13 protein-coding genes and 1 pseudogene are annotated in these 15,715 nt (G+C 42.1%); 9 read left to right on the forward strand and 5 right to left on the reverse strand.

Annotated features, from left to right (window positions below; all coding sequences use genetic code 11):
* Positions 1-322 precede the first annotated feature (322 nt).
* Positions 323-637 (forward strand): YerC/YecD family TrpR-related protein, encoded by a 315-nt coding sequence (locus tag ACSBQP_RS16115; protein ID WP_007496879.1) that lies wholly within the window; start codon positions 323-325, stop codon positions 635-637.
* A 145-nt stretch (positions 638-782) separates the two neighbouring features.
* On the opposite strand, the pseudogene ACSBQP_RS16120 reads toward ACSBQP_RS16115, so the two are convergent.
* A pseudogene (locus ACSBQP_RS16120) lies at positions 783-872 on the reverse strand (hypothetical protein); the annotation flags it as partial.
* An 82-nt stretch (positions 873-954) separates the two neighbouring features.
* On the reverse strand, positions 955-2,535 hold the full coding sequence (locus ACSBQP_RS16125; protein WP_435028618.1) for an FMN-binding glutamate synthase family protein: 1,581 nt from the start codon (positions 2,533-2,535) through the stop codon (positions 955-957).
* Between the two features lie 139 nt (positions 2,536-2,674).
* On the opposite strand from ACSBQP_RS16125, the gene ACSBQP_RS16130 reads away from it, so the two are divergent.
* A complete protein-coding gene (locus ACSBQP_RS16130; protein WP_017366762.1) occupies positions 2,675-2,905 on the forward strand; it encodes a hypothetical protein in 231 nt (76 codons plus the stop codon).
* A gap of 20 nt (positions 2,906-2,925) precedes the next feature.
* Here the strand turns inward: ACSBQP_RS16130 and ACSBQP_RS16135 are convergent, their stop codons facing one another.
* Positions 2,926-3,300, reverse strand: coding sequence for a DUF2283 domain-containing protein (locus ACSBQP_RS16135; protein ID WP_113747741.1), 375 nt, complete (start codon positions 3,298-3,300; stop codon positions 2,926-2,928).
* A gap of 281 nt (positions 3,301-3,581) precedes the next feature.
* Between ACSBQP_RS16135 and ACSBQP_RS16140 the strand changes: the two genes are divergently transcribed.
* From ACSBQP_RS16140 to ACSBQP_RS16160, 5 genes are all read left to right on the forward strand, one after another.
* Complete coding sequence (locus ACSBQP_RS16140) at positions 3,582-4,274, forward strand: heptaprenylglyceryl phosphate synthase (protein WP_008344257.1); 693 nt, start codon at positions 3,582-3,584, stop codon at positions 4,272-4,274.
* 57 nt (positions 4,275-4,331) lie between these two features.
* Positions 4,332-6,554, forward strand: coding sequence for a DNA helicase PcrA (gene pcrA, locus ACSBQP_RS16145; RefSeq protein ID WP_072367864.1), 2,223 nt, complete (start codon positions 4,332-4,334; stop codon positions 6,552-6,554).
* A 44-nt stretch (positions 6,555-6,598) separates the two neighbouring features.
* The gene (ligA, locus tag ACSBQP_RS16150; protein WP_056705664.1) at positions 6,599-8,605 is read left to right on the forward strand and encodes an NAD-dependent DNA ligase LigA; all 2,007 of its coding nucleotides are present in this window, start codon (positions 6,599-6,601) and stop codon (positions 8,603-8,605) included.
* A 15-nt stretch (positions 8,606-8,620) separates the two neighbouring features.
* Positions 8,621-9,808 (forward strand): CamS family sex pheromone protein, encoded by a 1,188-nt coding sequence (locus tag ACSBQP_RS16155; RefSeq protein WP_008344253.1) that lies wholly within the window; start codon positions 8,621-8,623, stop codon positions 9,806-9,808.
* Positions 9,809-10,166: 358 nt separating this feature from the next.
* Positions 10,167-11,174, forward strand: coding sequence for a phosphotransferase enzyme family protein (locus ACSBQP_RS16160; protein ID WP_045034432.1), 1,008 nt, complete (start codon positions 10,167-10,169; stop codon positions 11,172-11,174).
* Positions 11,175-11,218: 44 nt separating this feature from the next.
* Here ACSBQP_RS16160 and ACSBQP_RS16165 read toward each other — a convergent pair whose 3' ends face one another.
* Together ACSBQP_RS16165 and putP are read right to left on the reverse strand one after the other, a co-directional pair.
* Positions 11,219-11,911 carry an MgtC/SapB family protein gene (locus tag ACSBQP_RS16165; RefSeq protein WP_008344247.1) on the reverse strand — a complete coding sequence of 231 codons (693 nt, stop codon included), beginning with the start codon at positions 11,909-11,911 and terminating at the stop codon, positions 11,219-11,221.
* Positions 11,912-12,079: 168 nt separating this feature from the next.
* Positions 12,080-13,561: a sodium/proline symporter PutP gene (putP, locus tag ACSBQP_RS16170; RefSeq protein WP_039168534.1), complete on the reverse strand. Its 1,482-nt coding sequence runs from the start codon at positions 13,559-13,561 to the stop codon at positions 12,080-12,082.
* 388 nt (positions 13,562-13,949) lie between these two features.
* Between putP and gatC the strand changes: the two genes are divergently transcribed.
* Together gatC and gatA are read left to right on the forward strand one after the other, a co-directional pair.
* Complete coding sequence (gene gatC, locus ACSBQP_RS16175) at positions 13,950-14,240, forward strand: Asp-tRNA(Asn)/Glu-tRNA(Gln) amidotransferase subunit GatC (protein ID WP_003213898.1); 291 nt, start codon at positions 13,950-13,952, stop codon at positions 14,238-14,240.
* Between the two features lie 14 nt (positions 14,241-14,254).
* A complete protein-coding gene (gatA, locus tag ACSBQP_RS16180; RefSeq protein WP_007496857.1) occupies positions 14,255-15,712 on the forward strand; it encodes an Asp-tRNA(Asn)/Glu-tRNA(Gln) amidotransferase subunit GatA in 1,458 nt (485 codons plus the stop codon).
* Positions 15,713-15,715 lie beyond the last annotated feature (3 nt).

Consider the following 15,715-nt stretch of genomic DNA (forward strand, 5'->3'; position numbering starts at 1 on the left):
TTTGTCGTCTCGCCAAGCTTTCTACACATACTTTTTTTTAGAGAAAGACTTAACAGAGCAGAAGTGTTCTAGATATCGGAGGCAAACAAGTTTGTCAGATTGTCGCACAAGGAATATGACAAAACTTGTCGAATTTGTTTACGATAAAGAAGCTTCGGCTTACGAAAGAACCTGATGGCATTTTCAGCGTAGAACCAAACCTGTCATGATTCGTTCAAAGCTCATTGCTGAGGTTGAAAAAAATGAGTCAGGAAAGATACCGCTTTCTAGGAAAAGTCAGTGCGGAGCGGTGTGCCAATAGTAAAGGAGAAGATGTATAAAGATGCAAATTGATAAATTAAGGGGCAAAAGCTTAGATCAGCTATTCAACTCCATCTTATCCCTTAAAGACCTGGAAGAATGTTATCGATTTTTTGATGATTTGTGCACCATCAATGAAATCCAATCTTTATCACAGCGTCTTGAAGTAGCACGTATGCTTCGCGAGGGAAACACGTATCATAAAATTGAGACGGAGACAGGTGCAAGCACTGCAACCATCTCACGTGTCAAACGCTGCTTGAACTACGGAAATGATGCCTATACGATGGCACTTGACCGCGTAGCAGAGCAACAAGCAACGGACGAAACAAAATAAAGCAGCTTTCACTGCAAACATTCTTTATGATTTGTCGTTTTGAAGTTGAACAAGTAGAGCCATTTCATTTGAAATGGCTCTATTTGATGTCATCAAGTTCTCCCATAAACCATCGTTCACCTTCATAGGACACTTCATCGTCATCAGTGATTACTTCCTTAAAACCGATGGTTCGCATATTTTGTGCAACAGATAAATCCCATTGGTAGAGGCAGATGCCAGTAGTCAGAAACATTCGCCGGAAACGACTGCGTATTTGCGTTCATTTCTTGTATGATTTGTTGAGTCTTTCGTTTCATACTGCGGACCTTTTTAAGCTAGACAGACTGCTCTGTGCCTGCGAACATAGGGACTTCACTTGTCTGGCCGTTTTCTTGTCTAAAAATAATATGTTTTTCGTTAAAATGAATAGGTGATTCAATTCCAGCTGCTGCGCATAAATTAAACAAACCTTCTCTAAGGGACAGGATATAATTGCAGACTCGGTATTTCTTTTCTTCAATGGATAAACCCTTTTGCAGCTTTGGATCAGTTGTTGCGACCCCGACTGGGCATTTATTCGTATGGCATACTTGTGCGCGGATGCATCCGACTGAAAACATGAGTCCCCGTGCGATATTGACAAAGTCAGCACCCATGGAAAGGGCAATCGCAATTTTATCAGGTGAGAGAAGTTTGCCAGAAGCAAAGAGTTTTACCTGATCTCTGACACCGTATTCCTTCAATATTTGATGAACCATTGGAAGTGCCGTGAAAATCGGCAGCCCTGCGGAATCTGCCAATTCATGAAAGGATGCACCAGTGCCGCCTTCTCCACCATCTACTGTAATGAAATCAGGATGCTTTCCGCTTTTTTTCATGTACGCTGCAAGTTCCTCAATGTTTTCTTTATGTCCGACCACAAGCTTGATGCCGACAGGCTTTCCGCCTATATTTCGCAACTGTTCAATGAAATCAAACATATCAGGAATGGAGTGGAACATCTCAAATCGATTTGGACTGTCAATGGATTGGTGGGGCGGCAATTTACGGATGCTTGCAATTTCTTCGGTGACCTTTTCACCGTCAATGTGTCCGCCGCGTGTTTTAGCTCCTTGAGCCAGCTTCAGCTCAAAGGCTTTGACTTCCTCATGCTCGCTTTTTTTCTTAAACTCTTCAAAGGAAAAAGCGCCATCCTCTGTTCTCACGCCAAATAGACCAGGCCCAATCTGGCATATAATATCGGCTCCGCCTTTGAGGTGATAGGGAGAAAGCCCGCCTTCACCTGTGTTCATCCACGTACCGCCAGCCATCTTTAATCCTGAGGATAATGCTGTAATGGCCCGGTCGCCTAAGGAGCCGTAACTCATGGCTGATTGACCGATTAATCCTTTGACGCGGAAGGGTTTTTGGCACGTATGTTCACCAATGATTTGTACATCTTCTTGATGGAGATAGTAAGGTTTTGCTTCGACCTCTTTGGTATGTTCACTTCTTCTCAGTAAATTGTCTTGATCGATCTGATACACTTTTGTTTGGATTTTTTCAGATTGATCGATGCGTAACTCATCTCGCTGCTTTGGAAAGAGGACGTTTCGAATGTAATAACCTGGCTTGTCAAAATCACGTTTTGAACCAAATCCCATTGTCCGGCTGTTGTATTTTCCAGACATGACGGCCTGCTCGTATTCTCTTCTTGAGAAAGGAAGCTCCTCTCGATCATTTAGAAACAGATATTGACGAAGCTCAGGTCCTATTTTTTCAAAAATAAACCGCAATTTTCCAATGATCGGATAATTTCGTAGGACAGAATGCTCTTCCTGTTTTTCATCTCGCATCCAAATCCAGATGAATAAAATGATTGGTATGATGAAAAAAATCACTAATAATGCGCCAATGACAATGAAAGTTGTTGTCACGAAAATCCCCTCTTTTCTCTATCATTACTGTTGTTATTCCACTTTTCATTGAAAGAGAAACCACTTCAACAGATTGTGACGTTTAGAAATGAAAAGGCGGGGTAACTTACAAATAAGATCATAAGGGGAGGGAACATACATGAATAAGCGTCCGAATGCGTATGTACTTGCAGGATTAGGGGTTGGTGGTGCAGTGTTATTAGCAGTGAAAAATAAACAGCATCTCAAAAAATGGGCAAGCATGTTCCGATCAGATGAAAAGGTTCCTGAAAAAGCTGGACACCCTGATCCGTTAGATATTCAAGACAACAAGATGGTCGATGAAGGGGCCATGACATCTGTTCATTATTTTAATGAAGTGAGACAATAGCTTTAAAAAACCGTTTTGAATCAATCAAAACGGTTTTTTCTTGTCTTTCTTTTGACATGATATTTAAGAGGATCGACAATGGTAAAACCAATCAGTCCATTGTGATCAGGCGTCGAGAAAAGAAATTCAATGCCCGATAAATGATAGGTTGAGAGAACTTCCTGATCCGTAAAACGTAACGAAAGCTCGTCCTCATAAACGGGTGTGTGCTTCAACACCTTGGCTTCTTCTGCAAATAACTCCAGCCCAGCCACTCGGCCCTCTTTGTCGATGTCTACGTTCACACATTCATTCACGTCTAATTCAATGGTTTCTTTGATTGTCCCGATTCGAGGCGGGATGAGATAGATGTATCCGATGTCGATCGTTTGATCATATGTGATGGTTCTTTTCAAATCATTCACCTGCTTGATCGATAGTCAAATGTTCCTTTCATGTATAATATCATGTGATGAGATGAAGTAGATCTCATTTCAGTTCAGTATCCATCTATTGATCTCCCTCAGCTCCTCTTGAAGTGGAGCTTTCATATAGTCTCCATTCACCTCGCCTAAAGTGAAAATCGACTATTTTCAAAAGAATGAAACTTTTAGGTGAAGGAGGTTACCCATTTTTTGCGGTGTCTGATTTTGTTATAATATTTAAATGGAATGAAACGAATGGAGGAACGTTTTTCATGTATGATGTTACCGAGTGGAAGCATGTCTTTAAACTCGATCCAAATAAAGAGATTTCCGATGAACAACTTGAAGCGATTTGTGAATCCGGTACGGATGCCATTTTAATTGGCGGCAGTGACAACGTGACAGAAGACAACGTGCTGCAACTGATGTCAAAGGTGCGCCGCTTTCTTGTGCCATGTGTCCTTGAAATCTCGACACATGAGATGATTGTGCCTGGCTTTGACCTGTATTTTATCCCCACTGTGTTAAACAGCGCTCATCCTGATTGGATTGTTGGTCTACATAAGGATGCGATGAAGGAATACGGTGATTTGATGTCAATGGAAGAGATTGTGCCGGAAGGATATGTCATCTTAAACGAAGAGTGTAAAGCGGCTAAGCTGACAGAGGCAAATACGGCACTGGATATAGATGACGTAAGGGCATATGCGAGAGTGGCAGAGCACTTGATGAAACTGCCCATCTTTTACTTAGAATACAGTGGAACGCTTGGAGACATAGAGCTTGTGAAAGAAACCAAAGCAGTGCTACATGAAACGGTTCTATTTTATGGCGGCGGTATTGAAAGCGAAGAGCAGGCGAAAGACTTTGCACAGCATGCAGACGTTGTCGTCGTGGGGAACGTCATTTATGACAATTTTAAAGAAGCGTTAAAGACAGTCGACGCAGTGAAAAAGTCATCATAGTCAAACAAGACGAAACGGGTTAAAATAGAACATAAGTTCGAATTGGCGGTGAATGAAATGAATGAAATATCGAATCATCTATTAGAAGGGCTGAATGACGCGCAGAAAGAAGCGGTCAAAGCAACAGACGGGCCGCTGCTACTGATGGCAGGAGCAGGTAGTGGAAAAACACGAGTGCTCACGCATCGAATTGCGTATTTAATGGCAGAAAAGCATGTGGCGCCGTGGAATATTTTAGCGATTACCTTTACAAATAAAGCAGCAAGAGAAATGCGTGAGCGTGTACAAGCCATTTTAGGGCCTGGTGCGGATGACATTTGGATTTCTACGTTCCACAGCATGTGTGTACGCATTTTACGACGCGATATTGACCGTATTGGTGTGAATCGCAACTTTTCTATATTAGACACATCTGACCAGCTTTCAGTCATTAAAAACATTTTAAAAGAACGAAATATTGATCCTAAAAAGTTTGATCCACGTAGCATTTTAGGTTCAATCAGTAGTGCAAAAAACGAACTCATTGACGCAGAGGAATACGCAAAAACAGCCGGTGACTTTTACGATCAAGTCGTCAGTGACGTCTATACAGATTATCAAAAACGATTACTCAAAAATCAGTCACTCGATTTTGATGATCTTATTATGATGACGATTCGTCTGTTTGAGCGGATCCCTGAAGTATTAGAACACTATCAGCGAAAATTCCAATACATTCATGTCGACGAGTATCAGGATACAAACAGAGCGCAGTACATGCTTGTGAAACTGCTCGCGCAGCGTTTTCAAAATATATGTGTGGTCGGTGACTCGGATCAGTCTATCTATCGCTGGCGTGGAGCGGATATTACAAACATTCTTTCCTTTGAAAAAGATTATCCGTCCAGTGAAGTGATTTTGCTTGAGCAAAATTACAGATCGACTAAACGTATTCTGAATGCCGCAAACACGGTCATTCAAAACAATTCAAACCGCAAGCCAAAAAACCTTTGGACAGAAAATGACGAAGGAGCGAAGATTGCCTATTACCGCGCAGATAATGAATTCGGTGAAGGTCAATTTGTCGCTGGCAAGATTCGTCAGCTTCATCAGAGCGGCAAGCGTAAGTTATCTGATTTTGCGATCCTCTATCGAACGAACGCCCAGTCACGTGTCATAGAGGAAACGTTAATGAAGGCGAACATTCAATACAACATCGTCGGCGGCACGAAGTTCTATGACAGAAAAGAGATCAAGGACATTTTGGCATACTTACGCCTTGTGGCAAATCCAGATGACGATATTAGTTTTGCACGCATTGTCAACGTACCAAAACGAGGAATTGGGGCGACTTCTGTTGATAAAATTGCCGCATACTCAGAAATGAATGATCTCTCTATGTTTGAAGCACTTGGTCAGGTGGATTTCATTGGACTCAGTGCAAGAGCAGCCAATGCACTTGATGAGTTCAAACAGCTCATTGATCAAATGACAAACATGCAGGATTATTTATCTGTCACTGAATTAACGGAAGAAATCCTAGAGAAAACAGGTTACCGTGAAGCGCTGAAGATCGAAAAAACGATTGAAGCACAAAGCCGTTTAGAAAATATTGACGAGTTTCTATCGGTCACTAAAAACTTTGAAGAACAAAATGAAGATAAATCACTTGTCACCTTCCTGACAGACCTCGCCCTCGTCGCAGACATTGATAAGCTGGATGAGGCTGAGGAAGAAGATCAGGATGCGGTCATTTTAATGACGCTTCACGCCGCAAAAGGGCTGGAATTCCCCGTTGTGTTCTTAATGGGCATGGAGGAAGGCGTCTTCCCGCACAGCCGTTCATTAATGGAAGATGCCGAGATGGAAGAAGAGCGCCGTCTTGCTTATGTAGGGATCACACGGGCCGAAGAAGAGCTTTATTTATCAAGTGCGAAGATGAGAACGTTATTCGGCCGGACGAACATGAATCTGGAATCACGATTTATCAGAGAAATACCAGCTGATTTATTGGACAACCTAAATGAGAAAAAAGAAACGAAAACACCGTTTGGCCAAACGAGAGAAAGACCGCAAAGACGAGGGCCTGTCTCACGTCCCCAAACGCAAACCATTCAAAACACAGGCGGCGGCAGCATTGGCTGGGCTGTCGGTGATAAAGCCGCTCATAAAAAATGGGGCGTTGGCACGGTTGTGAGTGTAAAAGGTAGTGGAGATAGTACAGAGCTTGATATTGCCTTCCCAAGCCCTACAGGCATTAAGCGTCTCCTTGCCGCCTTTGCGCCAATCGAAAAGCAATAAACTGATAGGACTGACAAAACGGATGAAGTGAAAGGAAGAAGCAGATGGATAAAGAAGCAGCGAAACGCCGGATCGAGGAACTACACCAGATTTTGAATCAATACAACTACGAATATCACACACTGGATCGTCCAAGTGTTCCTGACGCTGAATATGATGCGCGGATGCGTGAGCTGATCTCTCTGGAGGAAGAATACCCTGATTTAAAAGCAGCGGATTCACCCTCGCAAAGAGTAGGCGGTGCTGTTTTAGACGCCTTCCAAAAAGTACGTCACGGCACACCGATGCTCAGTCTCGGCAATGCGTTTCATGAACAGGACCTTCTTGATTTTGACCGCCGGGTTCGTCAAGCAGTCGGTGACGACGTCGCTTACAATGTCGAGCTGAAAATTGACGGACTCGCTGTTTCTCTCCGTTATGAAAATGGCGTGTTTGTCCGGGGTGCCACGCGGGGTGATGGGACAACAGGTGAGGATATAACCGAGAACCTCAAAACCATTCGTTCCATCCCGCTCAAAATCAATCGGCCTCTGTCGATTGAAGTGAGAGGCGAGGCATTTATGCCAAAACCTTCTTTTGAAGCCCTTAACGAAAAAAGATTACAAAACGAAGAAGAGCCGTTTGCGAACCCGCGTAATGCGGCTGCTGGCTCACTTCGTCAGCTCGATACGAAAATTGCAGCGAAACGAAACCTTGATATCTTCGTCTACAGTATAGCGGAGCTTGATGAAATTGGTGTTAATACGCAAAGCGCAGGACTTGATCTTCTCGATGAGCTTGGCTTTAAAACGAACAAAGAAAGACGGATGTGCCAAACCATTGAAGAAGTGATCGACCTCATTGAAACACTGAAAACAAAGCGTGCTGATTTCTCATACGAAATCGATGGCATTGTCATTAAAGTCAATTCATTGGCACAGCAAGAAGAACTAGGCTTCACAGCAAAAAGTCCACGCTGGGCTGTTGCGTACAAATTTCCGGCCGAAGAAGTCGTGACGAAGCTGATTGATATTGAACTAAGTGTGGGGCGTACTGGCGTCATCACCCCAACAGCGATTCTTGAGCCTGTAAAAGTGGCAGGGACGACAGTGCAACGTGCATCTCTTCATAATGAAGATTTGATCAAAGAGAAGGATATCCGCCTTTTTGATCAAGTGATTGTCAAAAAAGCGGGTGATATTATCCCAGAGGTTGCAGGGGTCCTTGTTGATCAGCGAACAGGAGAAGAAAAGCCGTTTCACATGCCGACTGAATGTCCAGAGTGTCAAAGTGAGCTGGTCAGAATTGAAGGAGAAGTTGCGCTTCGGTGCATCAATCCACAATGCCCCGCTCAAATACGTGAAGGACTCATTCACTTTGTGTCTCGTAATGCGATGAATATTGATGGGCTAGGCGAGCGAGTCATTACACAACTTTTCAAAGAACAGCTTGTCTCTCGTGTATCAGACCTTTACCGTTTAACAAAAGAAGAGTTGATTCAGCTAGAACGAATGGGCGAAAAGTCAGTCGATAACTTACTGCGTTCGATCGAGCAATCGAAAGAAAACTCTCTTGAACGGTTATTATTTGGACTTGGTATTCGATTTATTGGTTCTAAAGCAGCGAAGACGTTGGCCATGCACTTTGAGGATATCGATCAGTTAAAACAAGCAACGAAAGAACAATTACTTGAAGTAGATGAAATTGGTGAAAAAATGGCCGATGCAGTCGTCACGTACTTTGAGAAAGAAGAAATACTAGATCTGCTAAATGAACTAAAAGAACTTGGTGTCAATATGACCTACACAGGGCCAAAACCGGTGAAAGTAGAAGAAAGTGATTCCTACTTTGCAGGAAAAACCATTGTGCTGACGGGGAAATTAGAAGAAATGTCTCGAAATGATGCAAAGGCAGCGATCGAAGCATTAGGCGGCAAGTTAGCAGGAAGTGTGAGTAAAAAAACAGACTTAGTGATTGCCGGCGAAGCAGCTGGAAGTAAGCTGACAAAGGCAGAAGAACTCAATATTGAAATTTGGGACGAAGCCAAAATGCTCGAGGAGCTAAAGAAATAAGAGGAGTGTTTTCTATTGAAAAAGTTGCTATTGCTGCTGACAATGCTCACACTGGTATTGTCAGCGTGTGCACCTTTTGGGGGAAAGGATGAGGAAGAGGTCACACAAAAAACGGATGAAACGAAAGAAACAGCGATCATCCCAATGTACAACATCTCTGATTCCTATTACAAAATGGTGCTGCCGTTTAAACAAGGAGCGGCAAGAGGACTAACAGCAGAGCGTCTCAATACACGCTTAGACATTGATGAATTTGAAACAGGACTCATGCGCCTGGCAACAGAATCATTCAATACAAACGACTATCTGTTCCAAGAAGGACAGCATTTAGATGAAGATACTGTTCTCAGCTGGCTTGCCCGTAAAAAAACAGGCAGTGATCTGAAAAAAGCTGAAAAAGAAGACAAAGACTTTAAGAACTTAGGCTTAAACCCTGCTCTTCCAAACTCAGGTTCAACAAAGTCAAAAAATGAAAATAGTCCAATCTACTTAGCTTCCATGCTAGAACATAATTACTTAATCAGAAAAGATAAAAATAGCTTACAGCTTGGCGGGGTTGTCATCGGTCTTGCGCTTAACTCTGTCTATTATTATCGCGAAAATATCGGGGATCCTCAGCAAGAGGTGACCATCGATTCATCGAAAAATTCAAAGAAACTTTTAGCAGAGGGCGAAAAAATTGCGGAACAAGTCATTAAACGACTTCGTCAAATGGACGGACTGCAAAAAGTCCCAGTCATGATTGCCCTTTATAAACAAGCACCAAAATCATCTATTGTTCCAGGAAACTTCATCGCTAAAACCGATGTAAAAGCAGGATCAGCTGATATTGGTAGTTGGGATACGATTAAAGAAGAGAATGTCTTCTTCCCTTCAGATAATGCCAAGAGCAGCTACAAAGATGATTCAGAGCGATTTGACCGCTTCAAGACAAAGGTAGAAGACTACTTCCCGAATTACACAGGTGTGGTAGGCAAAGGTTTCTATAAAAACGGGAACTTGCAAAAAATGAAAGTAGAAATTCCAATGCAATTCTACGGAAAAACAGAAGTCGTGGCATTCACGCAATACTTAACAGGTGAAGTCATGGATTACTATAAGAGCACCAATATAGAAATCAACATCACTTCTTCTGATCAGCAAGAAGCCCTCATCACAAAAAATGCTGAAGACAAAGAACCAACTGTCCATATATATGACTAAATAAAAACCGCCTTTTGGCGGTTTTTAGCATGTAGGCAAACCTCGCATTCGGTGTCAGTCCTGCGTGCTGATGCTCACGAATGACAAATTCGCTCCGCACCAGTACTCGTCCTTTCTAGGGCTGCAAAGGTTTTCTATCACGCTGAAAAGAAGGCAAAAGGCTAAAAAAGTTCATTTTAGCCCTTTGTCAACAATCTTAGAACCGCCTTTTGGCGGTTTTTTATTTCTAATTAGAGGAATCTTTCAACTTTTGTCAAAGTATGTGAGGAAATCAAAAGGAAAGGCAGGTATGTTGATGCTCGTATAAATGCTGATTACCGTCATGTATAAGTAAAAAGACGATAAAAGGAGAATCAGCATGCATAAAGAAGTAAAAGCACGATACGATGAACAAATGGTCTTAAAGAAAGCGGCTCTACTCTATCATTTTCAGCCAGAACAGGTCACATTTCTAGCCGATGCAGAAAATTATGTGTATGAATATACGGATGAAAAAGGGTCGAGTTATATATTGAAAATTACCCATACCATACGCCGCTCTCGCACATATATTTTAGGAGAAATGGACTGGATTCGGTATTTATCTCAACATGGAATCTCAGTAGCTAAACCGGTTTTATCCACAAGAGGAAAAGATGTTGAAGCGATTCCCGATCAAGCAGGAGGCGCTTTTTTGCTGAGAGTGTACGAAAAGGCGCCCGGCAAAAAAGTGACCGAAGCAGATTGGAATGGACAGTTGTTTCAAGCGTTAGGAGCCTATACAGGGCGTATGCATCAAACGACTAAACAATATCAAGTGAAAGATCCTCGCTATAAGCGTCAAGAGTGGTATGAGGAGGAGCAATTAAAGCTTGAAACGTATATTCCTTCTGATCAAACGGTTGTGTTGCAGAGAAAAGATGAACTGATGCAAAAGCTTCACCAGCTCCGAATATCCAAGGATGTCTATGGACTGGTGCATGCGGATTTACATCACGGGAACTTCCATTATCATCATGGAGAAATCATTGCATTTGATTTTGATGATTGTGGGTATCACTGGTTTATCAACGATATGAGCATTTTGCTATACAACGTTCTTTGGTATCCGGTGATTCCGTATGAGGATAAAGCTGAATTTACGGGTGAATTTATGAGCCATTTTCTCAAAGGCTATCGACAGGAGAATGAGCTTGATGACGCATGGCTGGCGACAATACCAGATTTCCTTATGCTGCGTCATATGCTGATTTATGGGCTTTTACATCAAGCATTTGATCTCCGAACACTAAGTGCTGACGAAAGTGCCATGCTGGCGCGTTTTCGAAAGGAGATTGAGGACAAAACCCCAATTACGCCTTTTGACTTTCATCAGCTAACAACATAAATCAAAAGCCCCTTGCTGTTTCACATAGCAAGGGGCTTTTTATCCTAAACCGTATCACACTTCACACCAACAACGCCTTCTAAATCTTTAATATCAAAGTACACATCGGTTGTATAGCGGTCTTTATGTACGCGAACACGTACTTCCATGATCGGATAGTCTTTTTCCTTTAAATCATCAATACGTACAGAATGAATCCGAATATTGAGTGCTTTCATTTCTTTTAAAATCTCTGTCATGCGGTTTCGATCAGAAAGTGACATTCTGATGCGGATTTCTTTTTCCTGTAAGCGAATGGGTCCAATCCGCTGGAAGAGCCAAGGTAAAAATTCCACACTGACAAGAATAAAGAAAAGACTGAGGAAGGCTTCTTTATAAAAACCTGCACCTGTTGCAACCCCAAGTCCTGCTGCTCCCCAAATCATCGCAGATGTCGTAAGACCTGAGATGACGTCATTGCTTTTGCGAAGAATCACACCTGCTCCAATAAAACCAACACCAGATATAATTTGCGCCGGTAACCTGAGTGGGTCCATTTGAAGCTTAGAGACTCGAGGGAAATTGTAGGCTGCATCAATGCTGATGATGGTTAATACGCAGGAGCTGACAGCAATGACAATACACGTTTTCAGCCCAAGCGGCTTTTTCTTAAGTTCGCGTTCAAGACCGATGATCAAACCGATTAAGGTGGCAACGGCTAATTTTAAGACCGTATCCCATTCAATTGTCCAAAACATGCGTATCGCTCCTTTCACTTCATGTACGTTTCACATCATGTATATGATCTTCTCACAGCCCATATGGCTGCACAACTTCTATTTTATTCAGAAACGGGAGAAAGAAAAGCATTTTATTGAAAAATAAAGAGAGTCATCCGCATAATGCAGATGACTCCTCATTTTTGGTTATTTTGTTTCTTCTTCGAGATGGTCTTCCATTTTGCTAAACAGCTTTTTAGAAGCTTTAGACGGTTTATTTGTTAAGAGGCTGACAATAATAGCAGTCAAACCACTTAAAATAAATCCAGGAACCATTTCATACAATCCAGTCGTGTTGTTTAAGCCTGTTGAAATCCAAACGAGAACGACAACAGCCCCAACAATCATTCCGGCTAAAGCGCCATGATGATTCATTCGTTTCCAGTATAGACATAACAAGATGACGGGACCGAATGAAGATCCAAACCCAGCCCAAGCATAACCGACAAGGTCAAGAATGGTATCACTTGGGTTTAGAGAGAGACCAATGGCAACAATCGCTACGACTAGTACAGAGATACGTCCAATCATCACAAGTTCTTTGTCAGAGGCTTTTCTTCTAAAGAACGTACGGTATAAATCCTCTGTCATCGCACTTGCAGTGACAAGCAGCTGAGAAGAAATTGAACTCATAATCGCAGCTAAAATGGCAGAAAGTAAAAATCCAGTAATATATGGATGGAATAACACTTTAGAAAACACAATAAAGATGGTTTCTGGGTCTGCCAAAGTGGTGCTTGTTTCATGAACATACGCTACGCCGACTAAACCGACAGATAGTGAACCAATGACAGACACAATCATCCAGCTCATACCGATACGACGTGCTGGCTTTAAATCTTTTACAGTCGTAATCGCCATAAAGCGAACAATAATGTGCGGCTGTCCAAAGTAACCGAGTCCCCAAGCGAGGAAGGAAATAATGCCAATGACGCTCGTTCCTCTAAAAATATCAAGCAATTTAGGGTCAATCTGTTGAATATCATTGAATGTGGCAACAGGTCCACCTAATTGAGTAAAGGCAACGATCGGCACGAGCACTAATGCTAAAAACATAATAGCTCCTTGAACAAAATCAGTTAAACTAACTGCCAAAAAGCCGCCGAATAGTGTGTACAAAATCACGATACTAGAAGTTAAGATTAAACCAAACATATAATGAGCACCAAACGCTGATTCAAATAAGCGTCCGCCTGATACCATACCTGATGAGGTGTAAAGCGTAAAGAAAATCATAATGATGACAGCTGAGACAGCTTTCAATAAAGTAGATGAGTCTTTAAACCGTTTGTCAAAAAAGTCTGGAATGGTAATCGCATCATCAGCAACTTCTGTATACGATCTCAATCGTGGCGCTAGGAATAGATAGTTTAAGTAAGCACCACTAATTAAACCAACAGCAAGCCATCCAGATGAAAGACCGGTTGTATACATAGCGCCTGGAAGCCCCATCAGCATCCACCCACTCATATCAGCTGCACCAGCAGATAGAGCCGTTACATAAGGACCTAACCCGCGTCCGCCTAACATATAATCATTCAAGTCGTTTGTTTTTCTGAATGCATACCAGCCAATGGCAAGCATTCCAATAAAATAAATAGATAGAGAAATTACAATCTCAATACTCATGTTTCCATATCACCTTTTTCGTATTAATTTGACATCACCTCAATCAAAATATACAAAGAACAGCCTATTGAACTGTCTGCTCACTGCTATGGTTACTTAACCTATCAGAGTATTCCCAAGTGATCAACCTTCTTAAACATCCTCATCATACAAAAAAATACGTGTATGCGTGATAAGCGCCTATATGTAAGCGTTTACTCAATTAAATAAAAGAAAAAATTTTCTGAAAAATAAAAGTCAGCTTGATGAATATTTTAGACAATAGTGGACAAAGCCTTTCTGGGCGTCCTCGTAAAGTTGCTTTAGAACAGTAAAATTTGATATGATAAAGTGTATATGACTTATGATCATGACCACGAACACGTATCATTTTTGGAGGTGAACCTGCATGTCAAGAATTTCAATAGAAGAAGTAAAGCATGTTGCGCATTTGGCACGGCTTGCGATTACAGAAGAAGAAGCTGAGATGTTTACAGAACAGCTTGATAGCATCATTTCATTTGCAGAGCAGTTAAACGAGGTAGATACGGAAAACGTTGAACCAACAACACACGTATTAAAAATGAAAAACGTCATGAGAGAAGATGTTCCGAATAAAGGTCTTTCCATTGAGGCAGTCATTAAAAACGCGCCTGATCATAAAGACGGCTATATTCGTGTGCCATCAATTTTGGACTAAAGGAGGCCTGAGGCATGTCACTGTTTGACCACAAAATTTCTGAATTAAAAGAGCTTTTACATAAAAAGGAACTGTCTGTTTCTGATTTAGTGGACGAGTCTTATAAACGAATCCATGAAGTAGACGGGAAAGTACAAGCATTCCTAGCGCTGGACGAAGAGAAAGCACGTGCGTACGCAAAAGAATTGGACGAGGCCGTTGGTGAAAAGGACGAGCTTGGTCTATTGTTCGGTATGCCGATCGGTGTCAAAGATAACATCGTGACGAAAGATTTACGTACAACGGCATCAAGTAAAATCTTGCAAAACTTCGATCCTATTTACGATGCAACCGTTGTGAACCGCTTAAGAGAAGCGGAAGCTGTCACAATCGGTAAGTTAAACATGGACGAATTTGCGATGGGATCTTCTACGGAGAACTCAGGCTTCAAAGCAACGAAGAACCCGTGGAATTTAAACACAGTTCCAGGTGGGTCAAGTGGTGGATCAGCAGCATCTGTTGCAGCTGGAGAAGTACCATTCTCTCTTGGATCGGATACAGGCGGCTCCATTCGCCAGCCGGCATCATTCTGTGGTGTTGTTGGTCTTAAACCAACGTATGGCCGTGTATCTAGATACGGTTTAATCGCATTTGCTTCATCATTAGATCAAATTGGGCCGATTACGCGTAATGTTGAGGACAACGCATATGTTCTTCAAGCGATTTCTGGTGTTGATCAAATGGACGCAACGAGTGCAAATGTCGATGTCCCAGATTTTCTTTCTTCATTAACTGGCGACATCAAAGGCTTGAAAATCGCTGTGCCAAAAGAATATCTTGGCGAAGGTGTTGGCGAAGAAGCAAAAGAGTCTGTTCTTCAAGCGTTGAAAGTATTAGAAGGGCTTGGTGCCACATGGGAAGAAGTGTCTCTTCCGCATTCTAAATATGCGCTTGCGACTTACTACTTGCTTTCATCTTCAGAAGCATCTGCAAACCTTGCTCGTTTTGACGGTATTCGCTATGGCTACCGTACAGACAATGCAGACAACCTGATTGATTTATATAAAAATACCCGTTCTGAAGGCTTTGGAGACGAAGTCAAACGCCGCATCATGCTTGGCACATTCGCTCTAAGCTCAGGATATTACGATGCATACTATAAAAAGGCACAAAAAGTCCGTACGCTGATCAAAAAAGACTTTGAAGATGTTTTTGAAAAGTATGATGTCATTGTAGGACCAACAACACCAACTCCGGCATTTAACATTGGTGAAAAGACAAGCGATCCACTCACAATGTATGCAAACGATATTTTAACGATCCCTGTTAACCTTGCAGGCGTTCCAGGAATCAGTGTGCCTTGTGGATTTGCAAATGGTCTTCCGTTAGGACTGCAAATCATCGGTAAACACTTTGATGAAGGAACCGTTTACCGCGTGGCTCACGCTTTCGAACAAGCAACAGATCATCATAAAGCAAAACCTGAACTGTAAGGG

The organism is Bacillus sp. G402 (assembly GCF_051172515.1).
GTDB lineage: Bacteria > Bacillota > Bacilli > Bacillales > Bacillaceae > Bacillus > Bacillus altitudinis.

What these genes read in the sequence shown, in the direction of transcription:
- ACSBQP_RS16130 (WP_017366762.1), top strand. Translation starts at nt 2,675, where the DNA reads ATGAATAAGCGTCCGAATGCGTATGTACTTGCAGGATTAGGGGTTGGT.
- gatA (WP_007496857.1), top strand. Translation starts at nt 14,255, where the DNA reads ATGTCACTGTTTGACCACAAAATTTCTGAATTAAAAGAGCTTTTACAT.
- pcrA (WP_072367864.1), top strand. Translation starts at nt 4,332, where the DNA reads ATGAATGAAATATCGAATCATCTATTAGAAGGGCTGAATGACGCGCAG.
- ACSBQP_RS16160 (WP_045034432.1), top strand. Translation starts at nt 10,167, where the DNA reads ATGCATAAAGAAGTAAAAGCACGATACGATGAACAAATGGTCTTAAAG.
- ACSBQP_RS16115 (WP_007496879.1), top strand. Translation starts at nt 323, where the DNA reads ATGCAAATTGATAAATTAAGGGGCAAAAGCTTAGATCAGCTATTCAAC.
- ACSBQP_RS16140 (WP_008344257.1), top strand. Translation starts at nt 3,582, where the DNA reads ATGTATGATGTTACCGAGTGGAAGCATGTCTTTAAACTCGATCCAAAT.
- ligA (WP_056705664.1), top strand. Translation starts at nt 6,599, where the DNA reads ATGGATAAAGAAGCAGCGAAACGCCGGATCGAGGAACTACACCAGATT.
- putP (WP_039168534.1), bottom strand. Translation starts at nt 13,561, where the DNA reads ATGAGTATTGAGATTGTAATTTCTCTATCTATTTATTTTATTGGAATG.
- gatC (WP_003213898.1), top strand. Translation starts at nt 13,950, where the DNA reads ATGTCAAGAATTTCAATAGAAGAAGTAAAGCATGTTGCGCATTTGGCA.
- ACSBQP_RS16165 (WP_008344247.1), bottom strand. Translation starts at nt 11,911, where the DNA reads ATGTTTTGGACAATTGAATGGGATACGGTCTTAAAATTAGCCGTTGCC.